At 41.5% G+C, this 21,941-nt stretch carries 24 protein-coding genes; 21 read left to right on the top strand and 3 right to left on the bottom strand.

Annotated elements, in window-relative coordinates; translation table 11 throughout:
• Nucleotides 1-23: 23 nt before the first annotated feature.
• Together Q0A12_RS04360 and Q0A12_RS04355 are read right to left on the bottom strand one after the other, a co-directional pair.
• Nucleotides 24-335 carry a DUF1827 family protein gene (locus Q0A12_RS04360; protein ID WP_291291451.1) on the bottom strand — a complete coding sequence of 104 codons (312 nt, stop codon included), beginning with the start codon at nucleotides 333-335 and terminating at the stop codon, nucleotides 24-26.
• 160 nt (nucleotides 336-495) lie between these two features.
• The gene (locus tag Q0A12_RS04355; protein ID WP_291291450.1) at nucleotides 496-2,739 is read right to left on the bottom strand and encodes an ATP-dependent Clp protease ATP-binding subunit; all 2,244 of its coding nucleotides are present in this window, start codon (nucleotides 2,737-2,739) and stop codon (nucleotides 496-498) included.
• 251 nt (nucleotides 2,740-2,990) lie between these two features.
• On the opposite strand from Q0A12_RS04355, the gene Q0A12_RS04350 reads away from it, so the two are divergent.
• From Q0A12_RS04350 to Q0A12_RS04320, 7 genes are all read left to right on the top strand, one after another.
• The gene (locus Q0A12_RS04350; protein ID WP_291291449.1) at nucleotides 2,991-3,173 is read left to right on the top strand and encodes a hypothetical protein; all 183 of its coding nucleotides are present in this window, start codon (nucleotides 2,991-2,993) and stop codon (nucleotides 3,171-3,173) included.
• 171 nt (nucleotides 3,174-3,344) lie between these two features.
• Nucleotides 3,345-3,611, top strand: coding sequence for a phosphocarrier protein HPr (locus tag Q0A12_RS04345; RefSeq protein ID WP_003126335.1), 267 nt, complete (start codon nucleotides 3,345-3,347; stop codon nucleotides 3,609-3,611).
• Nucleotides 3,611-5,338: a phosphoenolpyruvate--protein phosphotransferase gene (gene ptsP, locus Q0A12_RS04340; RefSeq protein ID WP_291291448.1), complete on the top strand. Its 1,728-nt coding sequence runs from the start codon at nucleotides 3,611-3,613 to the stop codon at nucleotides 5,336-5,338. The genes Q0A12_RS04345 and ptsP overlap by 1 nt, the downstream gene beginning before the upstream one ends.
• A 202-nt stretch (nucleotides 5,339-5,540) precedes the next feature.
• A complete protein-coding gene (locus tag Q0A12_RS04335) occupies nucleotides 5,541-6,560 on the top strand; it encodes a glycosyltransferase family 4 protein (RefSeq protein WP_291291447.1) in 1,020 nt (339 codons plus the stop codon).
• A gap of 22 nt (nucleotides 6,561-6,582) precedes the next feature.
• Nucleotides 6,583-7,815: a glycosyltransferase family 4 protein gene (locus Q0A12_RS04330; RefSeq protein WP_291291446.1), complete on the top strand. Its 1,233-nt coding sequence runs from the start codon at nucleotides 6,583-6,585 to the stop codon at nucleotides 7,813-7,815.
• A gap of 73 nt (nucleotides 7,816-7,888) precedes the next feature.
• Nucleotides 7,889-8,764 carry an NAD(P)-dependent oxidoreductase gene (locus Q0A12_RS04325; protein WP_291291445.1) on the top strand — a complete coding sequence of 292 codons (876 nt, stop codon included), beginning with the start codon at nucleotides 7,889-7,891 and terminating at the stop codon, nucleotides 8,762-8,764.
• Between the two features lie 84 nt (nucleotides 8,765-8,848).
• The gene (locus tag Q0A12_RS04320; RefSeq protein WP_291291444.1) at nucleotides 8,849-9,079 is read left to right on the top strand and encodes a YkuJ family protein; all 231 of its coding nucleotides are present in this window, start codon (nucleotides 8,849-8,851) and stop codon (nucleotides 9,077-9,079) included.
• A gap of 65 nt (nucleotides 9,080-9,144) precedes the next feature.
• Here the strand turns inward: Q0A12_RS04320 and Q0A12_RS04315 are convergent, their stop codons facing one another.
• Nucleotides 9,145-10,086: a GIY-YIG nuclease family protein gene (locus Q0A12_RS04315; protein ID WP_291291443.1), complete on the bottom strand. Its 942-nt coding sequence runs from the start codon at nucleotides 10,084-10,086 to the stop codon at nucleotides 9,145-9,147.
• A 308-nt stretch (nucleotides 10,087-10,394) separates the two neighbouring features.
• Between Q0A12_RS04315 and Q0A12_RS04310 the strand changes: the two genes are divergently transcribed.
• The 14 genes from Q0A12_RS04310 to Q0A12_RS04245 all read left to right on the top strand — a co-directional run bounded on the left by Q0A12_RS04310 (nucleotide 10,395) and on the right by Q0A12_RS04245 (nucleotide 21,552).
• Entirely contained in the window at nucleotides 10,395-10,835 is a 441-nt protein-coding gene (locus tag Q0A12_RS04310) for a MarR family transcriptional regulator (RefSeq protein WP_291291442.1), read from the top strand.
• Nucleotides 10,836-10,844: 9 nt separating this feature from the next.
• On the top strand, nucleotides 10,845-11,807 hold the full coding sequence (locus Q0A12_RS04305; RefSeq protein ID WP_291291441.1) for a beta-ketoacyl-ACP synthase III: 963 nt from the start codon (nucleotides 10,845-10,847) through the stop codon (nucleotides 11,805-11,807).
• A 47-nt stretch (nucleotides 11,808-11,854) separates the two neighbouring features.
• Complete coding sequence (locus Q0A12_RS04300; RefSeq protein ID WP_003126345.1) at nucleotides 11,855-12,079, top strand: acyl carrier protein; 225 nt, start codon at nucleotides 11,855-11,857, stop codon at nucleotides 12,077-12,079.
• A gap of 125 nt (nucleotides 12,080-12,204) precedes the next feature.
• Nucleotides 12,205-13,128 (top strand): ACP S-malonyltransferase, encoded by a 924-nt coding sequence (gene fabD / locus Q0A12_RS04295; protein WP_291291440.1) that lies wholly within the window; start codon nucleotides 12,205-12,207, stop codon nucleotides 13,126-13,128.
• A 9-nt stretch (nucleotides 13,129-13,137) separates the two neighbouring features.
• Nucleotides 13,138-13,875 (top strand): 3-oxoacyl-[acyl-carrier-protein] reductase, encoded by a 738-nt coding sequence (gene fabG / locus Q0A12_RS04290; RefSeq protein ID WP_291291439.1) that lies wholly within the window; start codon nucleotides 13,138-13,140, stop codon nucleotides 13,873-13,875.
• Between the two features lie 13 nt (nucleotides 13,876-13,888).
• Nucleotides 13,889-15,127: a beta-ketoacyl-ACP synthase II gene (fabF, locus tag Q0A12_RS04285; protein ID WP_291291438.1), complete on the top strand. Its 1,239-nt coding sequence runs from the start codon at nucleotides 13,889-13,891 to the stop codon at nucleotides 15,125-15,127.
• Complete coding sequence (accB, locus tag Q0A12_RS04280) at nucleotides 15,128-15,601, top strand: acetyl-CoA carboxylase biotin carboxyl carrier protein (protein WP_291291437.1); 474 nt, start codon at nucleotides 15,128-15,130, stop codon at nucleotides 15,599-15,601.
• A gap of 12 nt (nucleotides 15,602-15,613) precedes the next feature.
• Entirely contained in the window at nucleotides 15,614-16,033 is a 420-nt protein-coding gene (gene fabZ / locus Q0A12_RS04275; protein WP_029486743.1) for a 3-hydroxyacyl-ACP dehydratase FabZ, read from the top strand.
• Nucleotides 16,034-16,040: 7 nt separating this feature from the next.
• Entirely contained in the window at nucleotides 16,041-17,405 is a 1,365-nt protein-coding gene (locus Q0A12_RS04270; RefSeq protein ID WP_291291436.1) for an acetyl-CoA carboxylase biotin carboxylase subunit, read from the top strand.
• Between the two features lie 11 nt (nucleotides 17,406-17,416).
• Complete coding sequence (accD, locus tag Q0A12_RS04265) at nucleotides 17,417-18,286, top strand: acetyl-CoA carboxylase, carboxyltransferase subunit beta (protein WP_291291435.1); 870 nt, start codon at nucleotides 17,417-17,419, stop codon at nucleotides 18,284-18,286.
• Nucleotides 18,279-19,064 carry an acetyl-CoA carboxylase carboxyl transferase subunit alpha gene (locus tag Q0A12_RS04260; protein WP_291291434.1) on the top strand — a complete coding sequence of 262 codons (786 nt, stop codon included), beginning with the start codon at nucleotides 18,279-18,281 and terminating at the stop codon, nucleotides 19,062-19,064. The genes accD and Q0A12_RS04260 overlap by 8 nt, the downstream gene beginning before the upstream one ends.
• A gap of 202 nt (nucleotides 19,065-19,266) precedes the next feature.
• A complete protein-coding gene (locus Q0A12_RS04255) occupies nucleotides 19,267-20,103 on the top strand; it encodes a transporter substrate-binding domain-containing protein (protein ID WP_291291433.1) in 837 nt (278 codons plus the stop codon).
• Between the two features lie 17 nt (nucleotides 20,104-20,120).
• On the top strand, nucleotides 20,121-20,810 hold the full coding sequence (locus Q0A12_RS04250; protein WP_291291432.1) for an amino acid ABC transporter permease: 690 nt from the start codon (nucleotides 20,121-20,123) through the stop codon (nucleotides 20,808-20,810).
• Nucleotides 20,811-20,820: 10 nt separating this feature from the next.
• Nucleotides 20,821-21,552, top strand: a complete 732-nt coding sequence (locus Q0A12_RS04245) for an amino acid ABC transporter ATP-binding protein (RefSeq protein WP_291291431.1) — start codon at nucleotides 20,821-20,823, stop codon at nucleotides 21,550-21,552.
• Nucleotides 21,553-21,941 lie beyond the last annotated feature (389 nt).

Genomic DNA, 21,941 nt, shown 5'->3' with positions numbered 1-21,941 from the left:
TTTCTATAGTGATTTCATTAGTATTAAGTTTGCGAAGAAAGCGATTTTTGGATCGAAATTTCTACGATGTCCGGCATTTCAATAATTGAGATCGTTTCAGGTTCGTAAGAGCCAGGGGGCAGTTTTTTTAAGAAGTAATTTTTGATTTCTTCAATTTCAGTCGGTTTAATTGCTCTTTTTTTATTGATTAACAATATTTCATTGTGTTTTGGGGCAGAAGTAAAGATAACGGTAATGTTTCCGGCAGTATACACTTTTACCATATCCGCATCAGTATTTTCGAGTTGATTCATAACTAATCGAGAATGACTGTTTGTCACATTGATCAATTTCATCATACTCACCTCACATTCGATGTATTTATTAATATTATAGGGCGTTTTTTTAAAAATGAAAAGCCAGAAAGCTTAAAAACCTTGGTTTTTTTAAGGTTATACAAGCATCTGGCTTTTTATTTAGACAAATAAGTGGAAATTTTTATCTATCAAGTTGAAGTTAGGCATCATCAGATTGCTGTTCTGTTTCATTTGATTCTTCTTTTGATTCAGCGGTTTTAGCTGTAACGACAATTTTGTCTTCAGAATCTAATGTAGCTTGTAAGTCATGTACTTGTGGGTGATCAAGATAAAATTCAGCGATGCCATCTTCAATCTGATCTTGGATCGTTCGACGCAAAGGTCGAGCACCCATCGTTGCACTGTAGCCAAGTTCTACCAGTTTTTCTTGAACATTTTCTGGAACCTCGATCTGCAGTTTTTGAGGAGCCAATGTTTGATTAACATCTGCTAGCATCAAGGAAACGATAGACAATAGATTTTCTTTACTTAATGCTTTAAATTCGATGATGCCATCAAAACGGTTCAGAAATTCTGGCGTGAAGTAATTATTTAGCTGATTCAGTACGGAACGTGTTACACCTTCGCGGGCTGCACCAAACCCAACATTTGCTTCAACTTTTCCAGTTCCTGCATTACTCGTCATGATGATCAACGTGTCTTTGAAGCTGACCGTACGTCCTTGAGCATCTGTCAAACGTCCATCATCCAAAATTTGCAAGAACATATGCAATACATCCGGATGGGCTTTTTCGATTTCATCTAAAAGAATCAAGCTATAAGGATTACGACGAACTTTCTCTGTTAATTGTCCAGCTTCTTCGTAACCGACATAACCAGGAGGTGATCCAATCAGTTTAGACACACTGTGTTTTTCCATGTATTCCGACATATCAAAGCGAATCATAGATTCTTCTGAACCAAACATTTCATAAGCGAGTTGTTTAGCAAGTTCTGTTTTTCCGACACCGGTTGGTCCGACAAAAAGGAAAGAACCAATTGGACGGCTTTGTTTTCCTAAGCCCACACGGTTTCGACGGATCGCTTTAGCCACTTTATCGATTGCTTCATCTTGTCCAATCACATGTGATTTTAGGTCTTGAGCTAAGTTTTTCAACTGTGTTTGTTCTTTTTCTTTGAGTTCGCCAACAGGAATACCTGTCCGTTCTTCAACGATTTGTTCCATATCCTTCTCAGTGATGACAGGTGTTTCTTCCTCACTGATTTGACGTTCTTTCATTTTTTGTAGTTTGTTGATTTGATCTCGATAGTAAGCCGCTTTTTCGAAGTCTTCTTCTCGAGAAGCCGCTTGTTTTTGTTCTTCTGCTTCTTGTAGTTTTTTCTCGATGGTTTTTGGATCAACGATTTGGATCGTTAGATTTTTCTTCGAGCCGGTCTCATCCAGAAGATCGATTGCTTTATCTGGTAGGAAACGGTCTTGGATGTACCGATTGGAAAGAGTAGCCGCAGCTTTGATTGCTTGATCTGTATATCTTACGTGATGATAGTCTTCATAACGTGGCTGTAATCCTTTCAAAATGCTAATGGTTTCTTCCACAGATGGTTCATCCACCCGGACAGGTTGCAAACGACGTTCCAAAGCCGCATCTTTTTCAATAATACGGTATTCATTAAACGTTGTGGCACCAACCATTTGTAGTTCACCACGAGCAAGTGCTGGCTTCAAGATGTTGCCGGCATCCATGTTGCCATCTCCGGCAGCGCCAGCACCGACGATTTCATGAACTTCGTCAATAAATAAGATAACATTTTCCGCTTGTTTGATTTCTTCAATCAATTTTTGAATTCGTTCTTCAAATTGGCCACGGATACCTGTTCCTTGAACAAGTGAAGCAACATCTAAACGAATCACTTCTTTATCCATTAATTTTTGAGGAACATCACCGTCGACGATCTTTTGTGCCAAACCTTCAACAACCGCAGTTTTACCGACACCGGGTTCACCGATCAACACAGGATTATTTTTCGTTCGTCGATTCAAGATCTCGATAACTCGCCGAATCTCTGCGTCTCGTCCAACCACTGGATCGATTCCGCCATCGCGAGCTTGTTGGGTAATATTGATTCCATATTCACCTAAAAGACCAGAGGATTGACCTCGGGGCGGTTGGCCGCCAATCACGCCATTTCCACCAGCTTGAGTTGGTGGGGTTTGTTCGTAAGGCGAATTTCCTTGTTGCATTTGGCGAGACATTTGGCGAAAAAGGTCATCAAGATTTCCGAAACCAAAGGGATCTTGAGCCATCATACTTGTTGGATTACCTGATTGTGCTTTTAATTTTTGATAACAACTTTGACAATAGTCGAGTTGCTTTCTTTGACCATTGACATTGGCATAAAGATGAATGGAAGCTTCATTTTTTCCGCAGTTTTGACAAAGCATATGTTCACGACCTTTCTTATCATTTGCTCGTTTTGTATTTTACCTTTTACGTGTTTTACACATAGTAAAGAAACGAGTAGATTCAGTGAATTATTGTCAGTATCAGTAAAAACTTTTATTGACCTTTACTGACCATGACTCTATTATACAATTTTTTTTTCAGACTGCAAGGATTTCAGCTTTGAAGTAGGAAACAACTTTTCCCTGAAAAAGGAATCGTTTATAATAGAGAAGATGAAGAGGTGATAGAGATGAATGAAAATCAGTTTGTTGAACAAATTGAACAACTGCGTGCCGGAGAAATCAATGAATTAGTAGTAGAACAATCCGAATTTTTGCTGTTTCGAGAAGCATGGCTAAAATTGGAAGACCGCATGAAATTTGTCGGCGAGGCTGGCTTGAACGGGAAGATCATCTATCGATACCAGCCATAAAAACAAATATAGGTTCATTTCAGTCGTTTTCTTAAGAGAAAACGGTTGTCTATCAGAGAAAAAAATGGTAATCTTAACAGTTGAAAGGGCGTTTTTTTGAGTCTGACATTTGACTGAGTCAAAAAAAGCCTTCACCACAAAAAAACCGTATCATAAAGGAGATTGATCAATATGGAAAAGAAAGATTTTCACGTAGTTGCTGAGACAGGTATTCACGCACGTCCAGCTACTTTATTAGTACAAACAGCAAGCAAATTCAACTCTGATATCAACTTGGAGTACAAAGGTAAATCAGTAAACCTTAAATCTATCATGGGCGTTATGTCTTTAGGTGTTGGCCAAGGTTCTGACGTTACAATCACTGCTGAAGGTGCTGACGAAGCAGATGCAATCGCTGCAATCGTAGAAACAATGAAAAAAGAAGGTTTGTCTGAATAATGGTTGAGATGCTAAAAGGAATTGCTGCTAGTGATGGTGTTGCCGTTGCCAAAGCGTACCTGTTAGTACAACCTGATTTATCTTTTTCAAAAGTAAATGTTGAAGATACGGCAGCAGAAGAAGCTCGTTTAGACGAAGCACTAGCAAAGTCAACAGCGGAGTTGCAACAAATCCGTGACAAAGCAGCGCAAACTTTAGGCGAAGCAGAAGCGCAAGTATTTGATGCTCATTTGATGGTTTTGTCGGATCCAGAAATGATTGGACAAATCAAACAAAACATGACTGATAACAAAGTCAATGCAGAAGCTGCATTGAAAGAAGTAACAGATATGTATATCGGTATGTTTGAAGCAATGGATGACAATGCATATATGCAAGAACGTGCATCAGACATCAAAGACGTTGCAAAACGTATCTTGGCACATTTGCTAAATGTGACTTTGCCAAATCCTTCAATGATCAACGAAGAAGTTGTTGTCGTTGCTCATGATTTGACACCAAGTGATACTGCGCAATTAGACCGCAACTTTGTAAAAGCTTTTGTAACTGATATCGGGGGACGTACTTCTCACTCAGCAATCATGGCGAGATCTCTTGAAATTCCTGCAATCGTAGGATCAAAAGAAATCACCGCGAAAGTGAAAGCTGGCGATATTTTAGCTGTTAACGGAATCGTAGGAGATGTTATCATCAATCCTTCTGAAGACCAAGCTGCTGAATTTATCGAAGCAGGAAAAGCTTATGCAGAACAAAAAGCAGAATGGGAAAAATTGAAAGATGCTCAAACTGTCACAGCTGACGGTAAGCACTTTGAATTAGCTGCAAATATCGGAACACCGAAAGATCTTGAAGGTGTTCACAACAATGGTGCAGAAGCTGTCGGTTTATACCGGACAGAATTCTTGTACATGGATTCTCCTGATTTTCCTACAGAAGATGACCAATATCAAGCGTATAAAGCAGTTCTTGAAGGAATGGCTGGTAAACCAGTTGTTGTTCGTACAATGGACATCGGTGGTGACAAAGAACTTCCTTACTTGAAATTGCCTCACGAAATGAACCCATTCTTGGGCTATCGTGCATTACGTATCAGCTTATCTGAGTTGGGTGACGGTATGTTCCGCACACAACTTCGTGCCTTGTTACGTGCTTCTGCACATGGTAACTTACGTATCATGTTCCCAATGGTGGCAACATTGAAAGAGTTCCGTGCTGCGAAGAAAATGTACGAAGAAGAACGTCAAAAATTGATCGATGAAGGCGTTTCTGTCGCTGAAGATATCCAAGTAGGTATCATGATCGAAATTCCTGCTGCGGCTGTTCTAGCTGATAAGTTTGCGAAGGAAGTTGACTTCTTCAGTATTGGTACCAATGACTTGATCCAATACACAATGGCTGCAGACCGTATGAATGAACAAGTGTCTTACCTTTACCAACCTTACAACCCATCTATTTTGCGTTTGATCAAAAACGTGATCGATTCAGCACACGCTGAAGGTAAATGGGCTGGTATGTGTGGAGAAATGGCCGGCGATCAAACTGCTGTGCCACTGCTAGTCGGTATGGGCTTAGATGAATTCTCTATGAGCGCAACTTCTGTTCTTAAAACACGTAGCTTAATGAAACGTTTGTCAACAACTGACATGCAAGAATTAGCAAAACGTGCTTTGGAAGATTGCGATACGATGGAAGAAGTAGTCGAATTGATCAATCAATATGTCAAGTAGACCAAAGTTAGCAGCAAGCGAATACGCTTGCTGCTTTTTTTCTTGGAGCGAACAGTTTTGTCATATTCTTTTGAGGGTCTTTGATAAACCGGCTTTTTGGCGTATGATAGAAATCAATAGCTGAAACTAGGCCTTGAGTTGGAGGGTGTTCTCCTCCGGCTGTGTTATACTAGATGTAACAGTTTAGAAGGAGGAATCTTATTTGAAAGTACTTCTCTATTTTGAAAGTGAAAAACTTTTGGAGAAATCTGGTATTGGCAGAGCCTTGGCACATCAAAAACGTGCACTAACTAGTGTCGGAGTGGAATATACACTAGACAAACAGGCGGATGACTATGATATACTTCATATTAATACCTATGGAATCAATAGCATAAATCAAATCAAAAAAGCCAGAAGTCAAGGCAAAAAGGTGATTTACCATGCCCATTCGACGGAAGAGGATTTCCGTAATTCCTTTATTGGTTCCAATCAGCTAGCGCCTTTATATAAAAAATATTTGGTCAATTTATATTCACGAGCGGATCAATTGATCACGCCTACTCCTTATGCCAAAGAGCTATTGGAAGGATATGGTATTAAACAACCAATTGCTGCCATTTCCAATGGGATTGATTTGGAAAAATATCGTCCTGATCCCGAAAAAGAACAAATGTTTCGTGATTATTTTCAACTATCAGCTGATCAAAAAGTGATTATCTCCGTGGGTTTATTTTTTGAAAGAAAAGGCATTTTTGATTTTATTGAAATTGCTCGTCGCATGCCGGAATGTACATTTATCTGGTTTGGTCATACACCTATGTACACGATCCCTAAAGCAGTTCGGGATATTGTGAAAGAAAATCATCCTGAGAATGTCATTTTTCCAGGATACATCAAAGGAGAGGTCATTGAGGGAGCCTATTCTGGCGCGGATCTGTTTTTCTTTCCTTCCTATGAAGAAACAGAAGGGATCGTTGTTTTAGAAGCGCTTGCCAGTAAACAACAGGTTCTTGTGCGGGATATTCCTGTGTATCATGGTTGGTTGCAAGAAAATCAAAGCTGCTATATGGGACGATCGGTAGATGAGTTTATTGATAAAATCGGCAATATCGTAGAAGGGCGACTGCCTGATTTGACAGCTGCCGGCTATCAAGTAGCTGCTGAGCGGAGTATTGAAGAAATCGGAAATGAGTTAAAACTGGTTTATCAAAACGTTTTAAAAGAAAAACCCGTTGATTGACGGCAAGTTTGGAGGTACCGTTGTGAAAATCGGATTTTTTACAGACACCTATTTTCCCCAAGTGAGCGGTGTAGCAACATCGATCAAAACATTAAAAGAAGAGTTGGAAAAGAAAGGCCATAAGGTTTATATCTTTACGACTACCGATCCAAATGCAGAAATGGATGAAGAAGATATTATTCGGATGCCAAGTGTCCCATTTGTTTCTTTCAAAGATCGACGGATCGTAGTGCGGGGGATGTGGTATGCTTATTTGATTGCGAAAGAATTAGAACTAGAGCTGATTCACACCCATACGGAATTCGGTGCGGGATTATTAGGAAAAATGGTTGGTCGGAAATTACAGATTCCGGTGATCCATACCTACCATACGATGTATGAAGATTATCTGCACTATATTGCTAAAGGGAAAGTTTTGCGGCCAACCCACGTGAAATATTTTTCTCGTCTTTTTGCCAACCATTCTACCGGGGTGGTTTGTCCCAGTGAACGAGTGATTGATACACTGCGGGGCTATGGCGTCGTATCACCCATGCGTATTATTCCTACTGGTATCGAAGTAGAGAAATTTCGCCGACCAGATATCACTCTTGAAATGAAGCAAGCCTTACGTCAAGAATTGGCGATTGAAGAGGATCAGCCAATGCTCTTATCTTTGAGTCGTATTTCTTATGAAAAAAATATTCAAGCCATCGTTGATGGATTACCCGGAATCTTGGCTGAAATCCCGACTGCTAAATTAGTGATCGTGGGTAAAGGACCCTACAAGGAAAAACTAGAAGAAAAAGTTCAAGAAATGAATCTGTCTGACCATGTTCATTTTGTGGGAGAAGTGGCGAATGATGAAGTAGCCATCTATTATCATGCAGCAGACTTCTTCGTCAGTGCATCTACTTCAGAGACCCAAGGGTTGACTTATACAGAAGCTATGGCTGCAGGAACGCCGTTAGTCGTTGAAGGGAATGACTATTTAAATACATTGATCGATGATCCATCCCTTGGTGTAACCTTTGATACCGATCAAGATTTTGCTTCAGCATTTATTCACTATTATCAACAACAAATTCCTAGGGATGAAGCTGTCTTATCACGAAAAATGTACGAAATTTCAGCAGCCCACTTCGGCGAATCCATGCTATCGTTTTACAATGATATGGTGGCTTATTACGAGACAGAACGTTTAGAAAAAGAAACCGAAGAAACATTAAAGAAATTCAAAGTAAAACTGAAATCATTCAAACGAACAATTGATTAAACATTATTGCAGTCAAGTTCACGTTTTTAGCGTATACTAAAGACGTGAATTTTTTATTTTTGGAGGTATGACTATGAAGCTAGGATTTATTGGAACAGGTGTCATGGGCCAGTCGATGGTGGGTCATTTATTGGCAAGTGGACACCAAGTGAACGTGTATAATCGTACGAAGAGCAAAACAGACGAATTGGTAGCGAAAGGGGCTGTCTGGTGTGAAACGCCGGAAGCAGTTGCTGCTAATAGTGAAGTCGTCTTTACGATGGTTGGTTATCCTGCAGACGTTGAAGAAGTTTACTACGGAGAACAAGGAATTTTTCAAGCAGATGTAACTTCAAAGTATTTAGTCGACTTTACAACGAGTACACCTAAGTTAGCAGAAAAAATTTATCAAACCGCAAAAGAACGTGGTGCGGCAAGCATCGATGCACCAGTTTCCGGTGGAGACTTGGGGGCGAAAAACGGTACTTTGACGATTATGGCTGGGGGAGACCCAGAAGCCTATCAAAAAGTTGAACCGCTATTTGAGATTGTTGGTAAAACGTGTCACCTTCATGGTTCAGCTGGTAAAGGTCAACACACAAAAATGGCCAATCAGATCATGATTGCCGGTACGATGACTGGAATGACAGAGATGTTGGTTTATGCCGATAAAGCAGGCTTGGAGCTTCCACAAGTTATTGAGACACTATCAGGCGGTAGCGCTGCAAACTGGTCGTTAGCAAACTATAGTCCACGGATTTTGAAAGAAGATTTCTCTCCTGGTTTTTTTGTGAAGCATTTTATCAAAGATTTAGGAATTGCGCTTGATGAAGCTGCAAAAATGGGGCTGGATTTGCCAAGCACTGCATTAGCCAAAAAAATGTACGATCGCTTAGCAGAAGCAGGGTTTGAGAGCGACGGAACGCAGGCGCTGATTAAGCTTTGGTGGCAAGATGGAAAAAAATCTTAAAATGACCAAATAATTTGTAAAAAATCAATGCAAGATAGAATATGATTTGATACAATATAACGGACAGAAAAAGGAGGCTTACGAATGAAAAGTTCGCAATTAGTCGCTATCATCAAACGTTTGGAAGCGATGGTCGAAGCGCAAGACAATGAGATTCAAGTTCGCCGTTTCGAAAAAGAAGGCGTAGAAAAATGCACCGTGACCTACGATAGTACCACGGAAACGTTTGAGTTGACGGAAGCAGAGTCAAGTCAGCCTTATCAATTTGATAATATTGATATTGTAGCCATGGAAATTTATGATTTGATCCAATAAACGTCTCAATAAATAGACGTATTACCAGCAGTCTGAATCAGACTGCTGGTTTTTTGTTTTGACAGCTAAAGGCGCGCTTCTGATCGGGTCAAGTCCAGTCTTAACTGACGCAAAACAATATGAAGGGGATCAAGATCAGCTGGTTGCAGTGGTCTAGCTTGGGTCAATGGTGCGGGAATAAATTCCTCCCGGCTAGTTACAACTTCGCTATGGATGATGCGCCCGAAAGACAACTGATATACTTTTACTTGCGGCAATTCGCCGATGGTTTGAGGGTCAATGGGAATCTCGAAACGGACTTCGGGGAGATTGACCAGTGTATTTACCCCGCGAACTTCTCGATAAAAAGACTGAAGCAATTTTTTTTGCCGTAAAAGTTGATCCGCCTGTTCAAAAAGCAAATGTTCAGCAAAATAGTTCAATCGTTGGTCAATGTATCGAAAGGTTAATTCGCTTTCTCCGAGAAAGAAAAGCTGCAGTTCCTGATTTTTTTCTTTTAGCGGCATGGTTTTCATGAGTGGCAGTTGTTTGGCTAAGGAAAGAAGTTTATAAGGATTAACCGTGGGCAATTGATAAGTTTCCCTCAGTGTTTCGATAATTTCCGGTAACTGCTTAGATAATCGAAACGGGCCGAGGGCAGCCTCTGTTGGTGTGTTTATTCGCATAATTTTCCCTGATTCAATCGTGATGTATTCATAATTAAGAAAGTTGGTCATCTGCCGGTTGTAGATAGGACGATGCTGCTGGATCAACTGACATTCCAATAAAAGGGCATCAAACTCTGTATCAACAACAATCGTTTCAAAGTCAACGACATTGTGAACCAAGCGCAGAACCTTGTTGGTATGCTGGCTATTTTTACGAAAATAGGAGGAGACCCGCTGTTTTAACTGTTTCGCTTTTCCTATGTAAAGAATGTCGCTCTGGGCGTCTTTCATCAAATAAATCCCCGGTTTTTGGGGCAGTCGATTGGCTTTTTGTTTTAAGTAGTTGATCCGAGTATTCATGGTAATCCCTCTTTTCTACACTGCAACGATACCAAAATTTAGAGAATAGGACAAGTAGTGCCGCTATAGCTTACTTTTTTCGAGGAAAGATGAAAAGAAACCTTTGATAATCAAAATAATTTATTTGCTACTTGATTCCTCTGGAAATGTCAACTTAAAAACTTGTGAAGGTTAGAAAAGGAAACGTAAAATAAAAATGTGCTTAAAAAAAGCAAAAATAAAAAAATGTGCTTGCAATTCTATAAAAGTTACTTTATAGTTTGACTATCAAATGATTTGATTATCAAACTATTCGGATGGTGAAGGAAATGGAACCAAATTTAGAAACGGTCAATGACTACTTAGTCAGTGTCTTCAACGACATTCTCGTGATCGAAGAATCAGAATTAAAGAAATCACAATTTAAAGATCTATCAATCACAGAAATGCATACGATCGAAGCAATCGGTATGTACAAGAAGAAAACAACTTCAGAAGTCGCTAAAGAGCTTTCTATTACTGTTGGGACCCTCACCATTGCAATCAATCGTTTGGTTAAAAAAGAATATGTAGAACGCATTCGCAGTGAAGACGATCGACGCGTAGTCAAACTTGCGTTGACCAAAAAAGGCAAATTGCTTTTTCGGGTACATCAACATTTTCATCGGGAAATGGTTAAAGGTGTCCTCAGTCAGATGTCAACGGATGAAGAACAAGCTTTGATCAAGGCCTTAAAAAATCTGCATGACTTTTTACAAGATTATAAGTGAGTGTAACGGATGAATATGTTTGGAAGGATTACCGCAACCGCAAGATATGTTCCTGAACAAATCGTAACAAATCAGCAATTATCGGAAATCATGGCCACATCAGATGAATGGATTTTTTCACGTACAGGAATCAAAGAACGGCGAATCAGTACGGGAGAAAACACTTCCGACCTTTGTACCAATGTGGCAAAGCAGCTTTTAGCGTCAAGCGGCGTTGCTCCAGAGGAACTGGATTTTATTATAGTCGCCACCATCACACCGGATTTCAACACGCCGGCTGTTGCCTGTCAAGTTCAAGGCAATATCGGTGCCAACAAAGCTTTTGCTTTTGATATCAGCGCTGCCTGCGCCGGATTCGTTTATGCATTGTCTTTAGCAGAAAAATTGATCCGAACTGGTTCTCAAAAAGGATTGGTCATTGGCGGCGAAGTCTTGTCGAAAGTGTTGGATTGGGAAGATCGCTCAACTGCCGTCTTGTTTGGCGACGGAGCAGGCGGGGTGCTTTTAGAAGCAACCAGCAGCCAGCACTTTTTGAAGGAATCACTGCAGTCTGACGGAACCAGAGGACTTTCTCTGACCTCAGGTTTTGTTGAAAACAAGAGTCCTTATGGCTCTTTCTCGACACAATACAGCGCGTATATGCAAATGGTAGGTCGGGAAATTTTTGATTTTGCAACGCGTGATGTCGTTCAGTCAATCAAAGCAATCACGGAACAAGAAACCGTTGATTATTATTTGTTGCATCAGGCCAATTCCCGAATCTTAGATAAAGTAGCTCGGAAATTACAGGTCCCGCGACATAAGTTTTTGCAAAATATGCAATATTATGGCAATACTTCCGCTGCTTCGATTCCGATTTTATTGGATGAAGAAGTGAAACGCGGCACGTTATCGTTAGGTAGCGGACAAAAAGTGGTGTTCTCAGGTTTTGGCGGCGGATTGGCATGGGGAACTATGCTGGCAGTCTTATAGCCTGTTCACAATCAATAATCAAGAAAACACATTGGAGGAATATACACATGGTATTCGAAAAAATTCAAGAAATCGTTGCAGAAGAATTAGGAAAAGAAAAAGAAGAAATCAAATTAAACACAAACATTCAAGAGGATCTTGAAGCAGATAGCTTAGACCTTTTCCAAATCATTAACGAGATTGAAGATGAATTTGACGTAAAAATCGAAACTGAAGATGGCATCAAAACGGTTGAAGATCTAGTTAAATACGTTGAAAAACAACAAGCATAAAAAACGAGGCTAGGCAAACAGCCTAGCCTTTCCTTGTAATAGAAAGAGTGTGTTTCCCTCGTAAAACCTTGCGAGTAAAGAAGCCATTTTCTCCAAAATCTTTCAGTTAAAAAAAGGAGTTTAAAATGAAAACAGCATTTTTATTCAGCGGTCAGGGCGCTCAATATGTCGGAATGGGTCAGGATTTGTATCAGCAAGAACAGAGTGTTCAAGAGACTTTTGCGGAAGCCAGTGATGTCCTTGGCTATGATATGACTGAACTTTGTTTTACTGAAAATGACCGTTTGAATCAAACTGAATATACGCAGCCAGCCATTTTAACCGTCAGTGTGGCTTTTTGGCGTTTGTTAAAAGAAAAAGGGCTGCAAGCAGATGCTTTAGCTGGTTTGAGCCTAGGTGAATATTCCGCATTAGTTGCAAGCGGTGCATTAGATTTTCAAACAGCAGTCGCCCTCGTGCAGAAACGGGGCCAGTTTATGGCAAATGCTGCACCTCAAGGTGTGGGTAAAATGGTCGCTGTGATGAATACGCAGGCTGAAACGATTGAGGCGATTTGTCAAGAAGCTAGCCAAGTAGGGATCGTTTCGCCAGCTAATTACAATACACCGCAGCAAATCGTCATCGGCGGTGAAGTCGCCGCGGTTGACCAAGCCGTTCAGTTATTGCAAGAGGCGGGAGCCAAACGAATGATTCCCTTAAATGTTAGCGGCCCTTTCCATACGAAACTTTTAGAACCCGCTTCTCAACAACTTGCTCAAGAGTTGGCGAAAATTGAGATCAAAGATCTGCAGGTACCAGTGATCAGCAATACAACGGCGAAACCGATGAAACAAGCGCAAGTCAAAGAATTATTAGAGAAGCAAGTCAAATCTCCTGTCCGGTTTTATGAAAGCATCGAACAGTTGAAACAAATGGGGATTGAGCAGATGATTGAGATCGGTCCAGGAAAAGTATTGACTGGATTTTTGAAAAAAATCGATAAAACCATTGCGACTTCAAGAGTTGAAGATGCGCAAACACTTAGCGATACGCTCTCACGGTTTGATTAGGAGGAATTTATGGAACTGACAAATAAAAATGTTTTTATTACGGGGAGTTCAAGAGGCATCGGTTTTGGCATTGCAGAAGCATTTGCCAAAGAAGGTGCTAACATCGTCTTGAATGGACGCAAAGAGATTCCTCAAACCCTTTTAGAAACGATTACCAATTTTGGTGTGAAATGTATCGCAGTCAACGGCGATATATCCGATTACGACCAAGCTGTCGCTATGCTTGCAGAAGCTGAAGCAGCGCTTGGCCCAATCCACATTTTGGTCAACAATGCAGGAATCACCAATGACAAATTATTGCTACGTATGAAGCCTGAAGAATTTGAAGGTGTCCTGAAGATCAATTTGACCGGCACCTTTAATATGACACAAGTAGCCCTCAAAAAAATGATGAAGCTACGTGAAGGTCGAATCATTAATTTGACCAGTGTGGTTGGATTGACTGGCAATATCGGGCAAGCAAATTATGCAGCAAGTAAAGCTGGCGTGATTGGCTTTACCAAATCTGTTGCTCGTGAAGGAGCAGCCAGAGGCATTACCTGTAACGCAATCGCTCCAGGATTTATTGAAACAGAGATGACGGCGGTTCTTTCGGACAAAGTGAAGGAGCAGTCGATCAATAATATCCCGTTGCAGCGCTTTGGTTCGGTAGCAGACGTTGCAAGTGCAGCAATCTTTTTGGCTAAAAGCTCTTATATTACTGGTCAAGTAGTCAGCGTCGATGGCGGAATGGCTATGCAAGGATAGGAAGGAGATATTTATGAATCGAGTAGTTATTACAGGATATGGCGTGACTTCCCCAATCGGGAATGATCCCGAAACTTTTTTAAATAGTTTGCAAAATGGAACCAATGGGATTGGTCCCATCACGAAATTTGATGCTAGCGGAACTGGTATCTCAGTAGCCGCAGAAGTCAAAGAATTTCCTTTAGAAAAATATTTTGTCAAAAAAGATACGAAACGGATGGATCTTTTTTCAATTTATGGGATCTATGCTGCCCTTGAGGCAATGGAAATGGCAGGGTTGAATTCTGAAGAAATAGATGCAGACCGATTTGGTGTCATGGTTGGATCAGGTATCGGTGGTCTGCCAACAATTCAAGATCAAGTGATTCGGATGCGTGAGAAAGGGGCAAATCGTGTCTCTCCAATGTTTGTGCCCATGTCAATCGTCAATATGGTGGCAGGAAACATTGCATTGCGGGTAGGTGCCAAAGGCATTTGTACAACGACGGTTTCTGCCTGTGCATCTGGTACCCATTCAATCGGTGAGGCTTTCCGCAACATCAAGCACGGATATGCGGATGTGATGATTGCTGGTGGCTCTGAATCAACGATTTGTGAGATTGGTATTGCTGGTTTTGCTTCGTTAACGGCATTAACAACAGAATCTGATCCTGACAAAGCATCCACACCATTTGACAAAAACCGCAGCGGCTTTGTCATGGGAGAAGGTGCTGGTGTCTTGATTTTAGAATCACTTGAACATGCCCAAAAGCGTGGAGCGAAGATTCTTGGGGAAGTTGTCGGGTATGGTGCCAACTGTGATGCCTACCATATGACTGCACCAAACCCTGATGGTTCTGGTGCTGGCAAAGCCATGAAATTGGCGATGTCTGAAGCAGCGATCACCCCTGCTGAAGTGGGCTATATCAATGCTCACGGAACAAGCACACCTGCCAATGATAGTGCTGAAGCGACATCGATTCAATATGGCTTAGGTGAAGACTATCGCAAACCGTATGTCAGCAGTACCAAATCCATGACGGGTCACTTATTGGGGGCTGCTGGAGGGGTTGAAGCCATTGCATCACTTTTAGCCTTGCAACATCAGTTTATTCCACCAACCATCAATGTGAGTGAACCAGATCCAGAAATCGATCTAAATATTGTTATCAACGAAAGCCAGCCAGCAGAGATTACCTATGCAATGAGTAATTCCTTAGGTTTTGGCGGACACAATGCAGTCATCCTAATGAAACGCTGGGAGGAAGCTTAATTGGAAACAAATGAAATCAAAGACCTGCTTTCCCAATTCGATCAGTCTTCACTGACAGAATTGCAGCTCAAAAAAGAAAATATCGAACTTTATTTTAATAAAAACACGTTCAGTGGACGTCAGGTTGCATCTGCACCTTCAGATGTCAAAGTTGAAAGCACTCCTGCTGCACCCGCACCAACCCTGCAACCAACCGCTGGAGCCAGTGAAGTGAGTTCAGAACCGGTTATTGCAGGAACGGAAATCGTTTCGCCTTTAGTGGGAGTGGTTTACTTAAAACCAAATCCTGAACAAAGTCAGTTCAAACAAGTCGGCGATTCTGTCAAAAAAGGGGATGTCCTTTGTATCGTCGAAGCAATGAAGGTAATGAATGAAATCGTCAGTGATGTGGATGGCGAATTAGTCGAGGTCTTAGTTGAAAATGAGCAAGTCGTTGAATACGATCAGCCATTATTCCGTGTGAAAGAAGGGTAAGCTATGTCAGTTATGTCTATTCAAGAAATCAAGGAAATCATTCCTCATCGCTATCCCATGCTCTTAGTGGATCGCATTGAAGAGTTAGAAGAAGGAAAACGAGTGGTAGCAAAGAAAAATGTGACCATCAATGAACCGTTTTTCCAAGGTCATTTTCCTCATGAACCAGTTATGCCGGGTGTGTTGATCGTTGAAGCAATGGCTCAAGCTGGGGCAGTGGCTCTCTTATCTTTACCGGATTTTCGTGGCAAAACCGCTTATTTTGGCGGGCTTGATAAAGCAAAATTCCGCAAAAAAGTTACACCAGGAGATACATTGATCTTAGAAGTAGAAATACTCAAGGTAAAATCTGCAGCAGGAATCGGCAAAGGGATTGCTTATGTCGATGGCAAAAAAGTTGCAGAAGCAGAACTTACCTTCATGATTGGATAGGTGAAAAATGTTTTCTAAAGTATTGATAGCTAACCGTGGTGAGATCGCCGTTCGCATTATCCGTGCTTGCCGCGAATTGGGGATCCAAACGGTCGCAGTTTATTCAGAAGCAGATAAAGAAGCATTACATGCAGAGCTTGCCGATGAAGCCATTTGTATTGGCCCGGCAAAAGCAGCAGACTCTTATTTGAATGTGCAACAAATACTCAGCGCCGCGATTGTTACCAAAGCGGAAGCCATCCATCCTGGATTTGGTTTCTTATCAGAAAATAGCCGCTTTGCTTCAATGTGTGAAGAATGCAATATTGTCTTTATTGGGCCTAAGAGTGAAACGATCGATGCAATGGGGAACAAAATCAATGCTCGCCGGTTGATGATCGATGCAAAAGTTCCTGTGATTCCTGGTAGCCAAGGAGCGATTTCTGATGTGGAAGAAGCATTGACCATTGCCGAAGAAATCGGCTATCCGGTGATGCTTAAAGCGGCAGCAGGTGGTGGAGGAAAAGGGATTCGTAAAGTCTTATCAAAAGACGAACTGCCACAGCATTTTTCTTCTGCACAGCAAGAAGCAAAAGCCGCTTTTGGAAATGATGAAATGTATATCGAAAAAATCGTTTATCCCGCACGACACATCGAAGTGCAAGTGTTAGGAGATTCTTTTGGAAATATTATTCACTTAGGCGAGCGGGATTGTTCTTTACAGCGAAACAATCAGAAAGTCATGGAAGAATCACCATCCGTGGTGATTTCGGCAACTAAACGTCAAGAACTGGGAGCTGCAGCAGTTCGCGCGGCTCAGGCTGTTGGCTATCGCAATGCCGGTACCATCGAATTTCTGATGGATGAAGCTGGCGAATTCTATTTCATGGAAATGAATACTCGAATTCAGGTCGAACATCCGATCACAGAAATGGTGACGAATATCGATCTCGTAAAAAAACAAATCGAAATTGCGAGTGGGGAGCCGCTAGATATCAAACAAGAAGATGTCAATATGCAAGGTGCGGCCATTGAGTGTCGGATCAATGCTGAAAATCCAGCTTTTAATTTTGCGCCTTCACCTGGAAAAATCCATAATTTATTTTTACCCGGCGGCGGCTTAGGCGTTCGTGTGGATAGTGCGATGTATTCTGGCTATACGATTCCACCGTATTACGATTCGATGATCGCCAAAGTCATCGTTCATGGAGAAAACCGCTTTGAAGCACTAATGAAGATGCAGCGGGCTTTAGCGGAATTAGTGACGGATGGTGTCATAACGAATGCAGAATTCCAGATGGATCTGATCGGTCATCCAAAAGTGATCGCTGGAGACTATAATACGGCCTTTTTACAAGAAGAATTCTTGCCAAACTGGACGCCTGAACAATAGGAGGGAAGAGGATGGCTTTATTTAAAAAGAAGAACTACATTCGCATCAATCCTAATCGCGGCCAGGCACCTGCCAATGAACCAACAGTGCCCGACAATCTTTGGGCGAAATGTCCTAGCTGTAAACGGACATTGTATACAAAAGAAATGGGGGCAGAAAAAGTCTGTCCTCATTGCGGCTACAATTTTCGGATTAGTGCTTGGGAAAGGATTGCATTAACCATCGATGAAAAAAGCTTGGAGGAGTGGGATACGGATGTAAAAACAAACGATCCCCTCGACTTTCCTGGCTATCTGGAAAAAATCGCTTCCGTGCAGGAAACCACGGGACTACATGAAGCTGTGCTAACAGGAGAAGCGACAATTCAGCAGCAGCCTGTTGCCATAGGGATAATGGACTCCAACTTTATTATGGGCAGCATGGGAACCGTCGTAGGTGAAAAAATCACTCGCTTATTTGAGCGGGCAGTAGAAAAAAAATTGCCCGTGGTCCTTTTCACTGCTTCTGGTGGAGCCCGGATGCAAGAAGGGATTTTTTCATTGATGCAGATGGCTAAAATTTCTGCAGCTGTCAAACGTCATAGTGAGGCTGGCTTATTTTACTTAACAGTCTTGACAGATCCTACTACTGGCGGTGTTACGGCAAGCTTTGCCATGGAAGGGGACGTGATCCTTGCTGAACCTCAGGCGTTGATTGGGTTTGCAGGGAGACGAGTGATCGAACAAACGATTCGCCAAGAACTGCCAGAAGACTTCCAAAAAGCAGAGTTCTTGTTGGAACACGGTTTTGTCGATCAAATCGTTCCACGGACACAATTAAGGGAACGAATTTCCCAATTGCTGACATTGCATACGACAAAGGGGTGGATGACAAATGATTGAAGCGGCACATGAGATCGTTGAGTTAGCCCGCGGCAAAGATCGTTTGACGGCACTTGATTACTTTGAAGAGGTTTTTAGTGATTTTCAAGAATTTCATGGCGATCGACTTTACGCAGATGATGAAGCTGTTGTTGGCGGGATCGCCTCTTTAGACGGAAAACCTGTAACAGTGATTGGTATCCAAAAAGGGCGAAATCTTCCCGAAAATCTGCGGCGAAATTTTGGTGCGCCTCATCCAGAAGGTTACCGAAAAGCCTTGCGGTTAATGAAGCAAGCTGAAAAATTTCAACGGCCTGTGATTACATTGATCAATACAGCAGGAGCTTATTGTGGTGTCGGGGCTGAAGAGCGGGGCGAAGGAGAAGCGATTGCCCGGAATCTCCTAGAAATGTCCGATTTAAAAGTGCCAATCTTGGCAATCATTATTGGGGAAGGCGGCAGTGGCGGTGCATTAGCTTTAGCGCTGGCTGATGAAGTATGGATGATGGAACATTCCATTTATGCGATTTTATCACCAGAAGGCTTTGCATCGATTCTCTGGAAAGACGGCAGTCGTGCGAAGGAAGCTGCCGGACTAATGAAAATAACCGCACAAGAGTTGTATGAACTTGGGGTGATTGAAAGAGTGATCCCTGAAACGATTGATGGCAAGCTGCTATCGAAAGAAACGGTGATCGCTGAAATGCGGTCAGCAATCACGAAAAAAATTGCCGCTCTCGCACAAAAAAATAACGACCAGTTACTGGCTGAACGCTATCAGCGTTTTCGGAAATTTTAACAGTAAGTTTGATATCAATGTTGATTGTAAATCAGTCATTGATTTCAAGCTTTTTTATTTGTCCCTACGAATTTTCTCTAATATAATAAACATTAATAGATAAATGTTTGAAATTCAAAAATGTTGTGGTATTATGTATATATTCAGAATAAACAGCAATATTTATGCATAATTATTTATTTTTGTGAAGGGGAGAAAACAAATGAAAAAATTTCTATTTGGATTGATATCAGTAGTTGCTTTGACGGCATTAACTGCCTGTGGAAACGGAGGATCAGGAAGTACCGATTCAACAAAAAAAGCAGAAAATCAGTTAGAAGCAATCAAATCCGCTGGCGTACTGAATGTAGCAACTTCTGCAGATTTTGCACCCTTTGAATTTCATGCATTGATTGATGGGAAAGATCAGATCGTCGGTGCGGATATTGATTTAGTAAATGACATTGCCAAAGAGTTAGGTGTCAAAGTCAATGTGATGGATTTAGAGTTCAATGCTGTTCTGGCTGCTTTGAGTCAAGGAAAAGCAGATATTGCCGTTTCTGGGATCTCAGCCACAGATGAAAGGAAAAAGACATTTGACTTTACGGATAACTATTTTACGCCGGAACAAAAAATCGTGATCAAAAAGGATAATGTGGATCAATTGTCTGCTCTCGAGAATTTTTCAGGCAAGAAAGTAGGAGCCCAAAAAGGTTCGATTCAAGAAGCAGTCGTTCAAAACCAACTTGCTGATTCGCAATTGGTATCAATCGCGAAAGTTCCTAATTTGATCAATGAATTAAAACAAGGATCGATCGATGGTTTAGTTCTTGAAAGTGCCGTTGCCGATTCTTACGTTGCTCAAAATGATGATTTGGTTGTGGCTGATATTGCCTTAGAAGCTTCCGCAGATGATTCTTACGCCATTGCTTTGCCAAAAGGGAGTACAGAATTAAAAGATGAGTTGAATCGTATTTTGAAAGAACTCAATGACAAGGGCACCATCAAAGAATACGTTCAAAAGAATACAGACTTAGCCAATGAAAAAGCGGCAAAATAGATCGGAGTAGTAAATTTATGGATTTTTCCTTCTTATCGACTTATTATCCTTACTTTATCTCAGGCGTGTTGATCACGATAGTCATCTCTATCATTACCGTGATACTGGGGACAGTTCTAGGAGTCATCTTTGCTTTGATGAAACTGTCAAAGGTAAGACCATTACGCTGGATCGCGAATACGTATATCGAAGTATTGCGGGGGACCCCGATGTTAGTCCAAATACTGATAGCCTTTGGTTTATTGCAAGGCTTGTTCTCACTACCAACGATTTCCTTTGGCGTGTTGAATCTCGACTTTGGACGGCTATTCCCGGGGATTATCGCCCTTTCATTGAACTCAGGGGCCTATGTGGCGGAAATCGTTCGTGGTGGAATCAATGCGGTGGATTATGGGCAGTCAGAAGCAGCTGGTTCGTTAGGATTGCGTCCTGCACAAGCGATGCGGTATGTGATTTTGCCGCAAGCGCTACGCAATATTTTACCGCCTCTAGGCAATGAATTTATTGTTTTGATCAAGGATTCTTCTTTGTTATCTACTATTGGCATTTATGAATTAATGAATAGCGCCCAGATCGTTGTGACAAGCGCGTATCAACCATTGGCCCCTCTTTATGTTGCCGCGGTGATTTACTTTATTTTAACGTTTACCACCTCCCGTTTGCTGAATCTATGGGAGAAAAAACTCGGCAAAGGGTACCGGCGATAGGAGGAAAAAAATGGATACAATGATAAAAGTGGAAAACTTGCACAAAACTTTTGGAAGCAATCAAGTGCTTAAAGGGATCAATACCGAAATCAAAAAAGGAGAAGTCGTCGTGGTCATCGGGCCTTCCGGGTCAGGGAAGAGTACCTTTTTACGGTGCTTGAATCTACTGGAAGAGCCAACAAGTGGTCATATTTTCTTTCAAGGAACAGACATTACTGACAAAAAGAATGATATCTATCAAATGCGGGAAAAATTAGGCATGGTTTTTCAAAACTTTAACCTTTTCCCTAATTTGACTGTATTGGATAATATTACATTATCCCCCATCAAGGTGAAAAAGATGGCCAAGCAAGAGGCGCAAACGATCGCAGAAAAGCTTCTCATTGACGTTGGCCTGCCGGATAAAGCCAAAGCTTACCCGCAAAGTTTATCTGGGGGACAAATGCAGCGGATCGCTATTGCTCGGGCGTTGGCGATGCAGCCGGAAGTCATGTTGTTTGACGAACCAACTTCTGCACTGGATCCAGAAATGGTTGGCGAAGTATTAAGTGTCATGCAGCGTTTAGCCCAAGAAGGGATGACGATGGTGATCGTGACCCACGAAATGGGATTCGCCAAAGAGGTTGGCGACCGCGTGCTTTTCATGGACCAAGGGGTTATCATGGAAGAGGGAACACCTGCTCAAATATTTGATGCGCCGCAAAATCCGCGGACGATAGATTTTCTGGGGAAAGTCTTATAATTTTTTGAAAGGACAAGTGGGTCGAGTCACTTCCCACTTGGTCATTCGTTACACGTTCATTATCTGAACGATGATCGAGAAGCCTAGAAATATGCGTGACCCGCAATGATTTCTTCTGGGTGTTTCTTGCTCGTCGTTCATTTTTTATTTTTTAGATCAGAATCTTTTTTTACTGTTGTACTTCAATAAGATGCAAAAGATACCATGAGAGACGCAGGTCATCCTAGTATTTCACGAGATTCTATTGTATAATTACAGGTTGAAAGTAGCATTATAAGTAGGATGCCTATAAATAATCATCAGTACCCTTGTTTAGGAACTGATTGACAACTTGTCAAAGGACAAGCTGTTTTTATCTAGACGTGTCAACAGATGGTCTATTTTTGTTA

This window comes from Enterococcus sp., from assembly GCF_022711995.1.
Lineage (GTDB): Bacteria > Bacillota > Bacilli > Lactobacillales > Enterococcaceae > Enterococcus_D.
The sequence above is the reverse complement of the archived record's forward strand: the minus strand, read 5'-3'. Positions and strand labels throughout refer to the sequence as shown.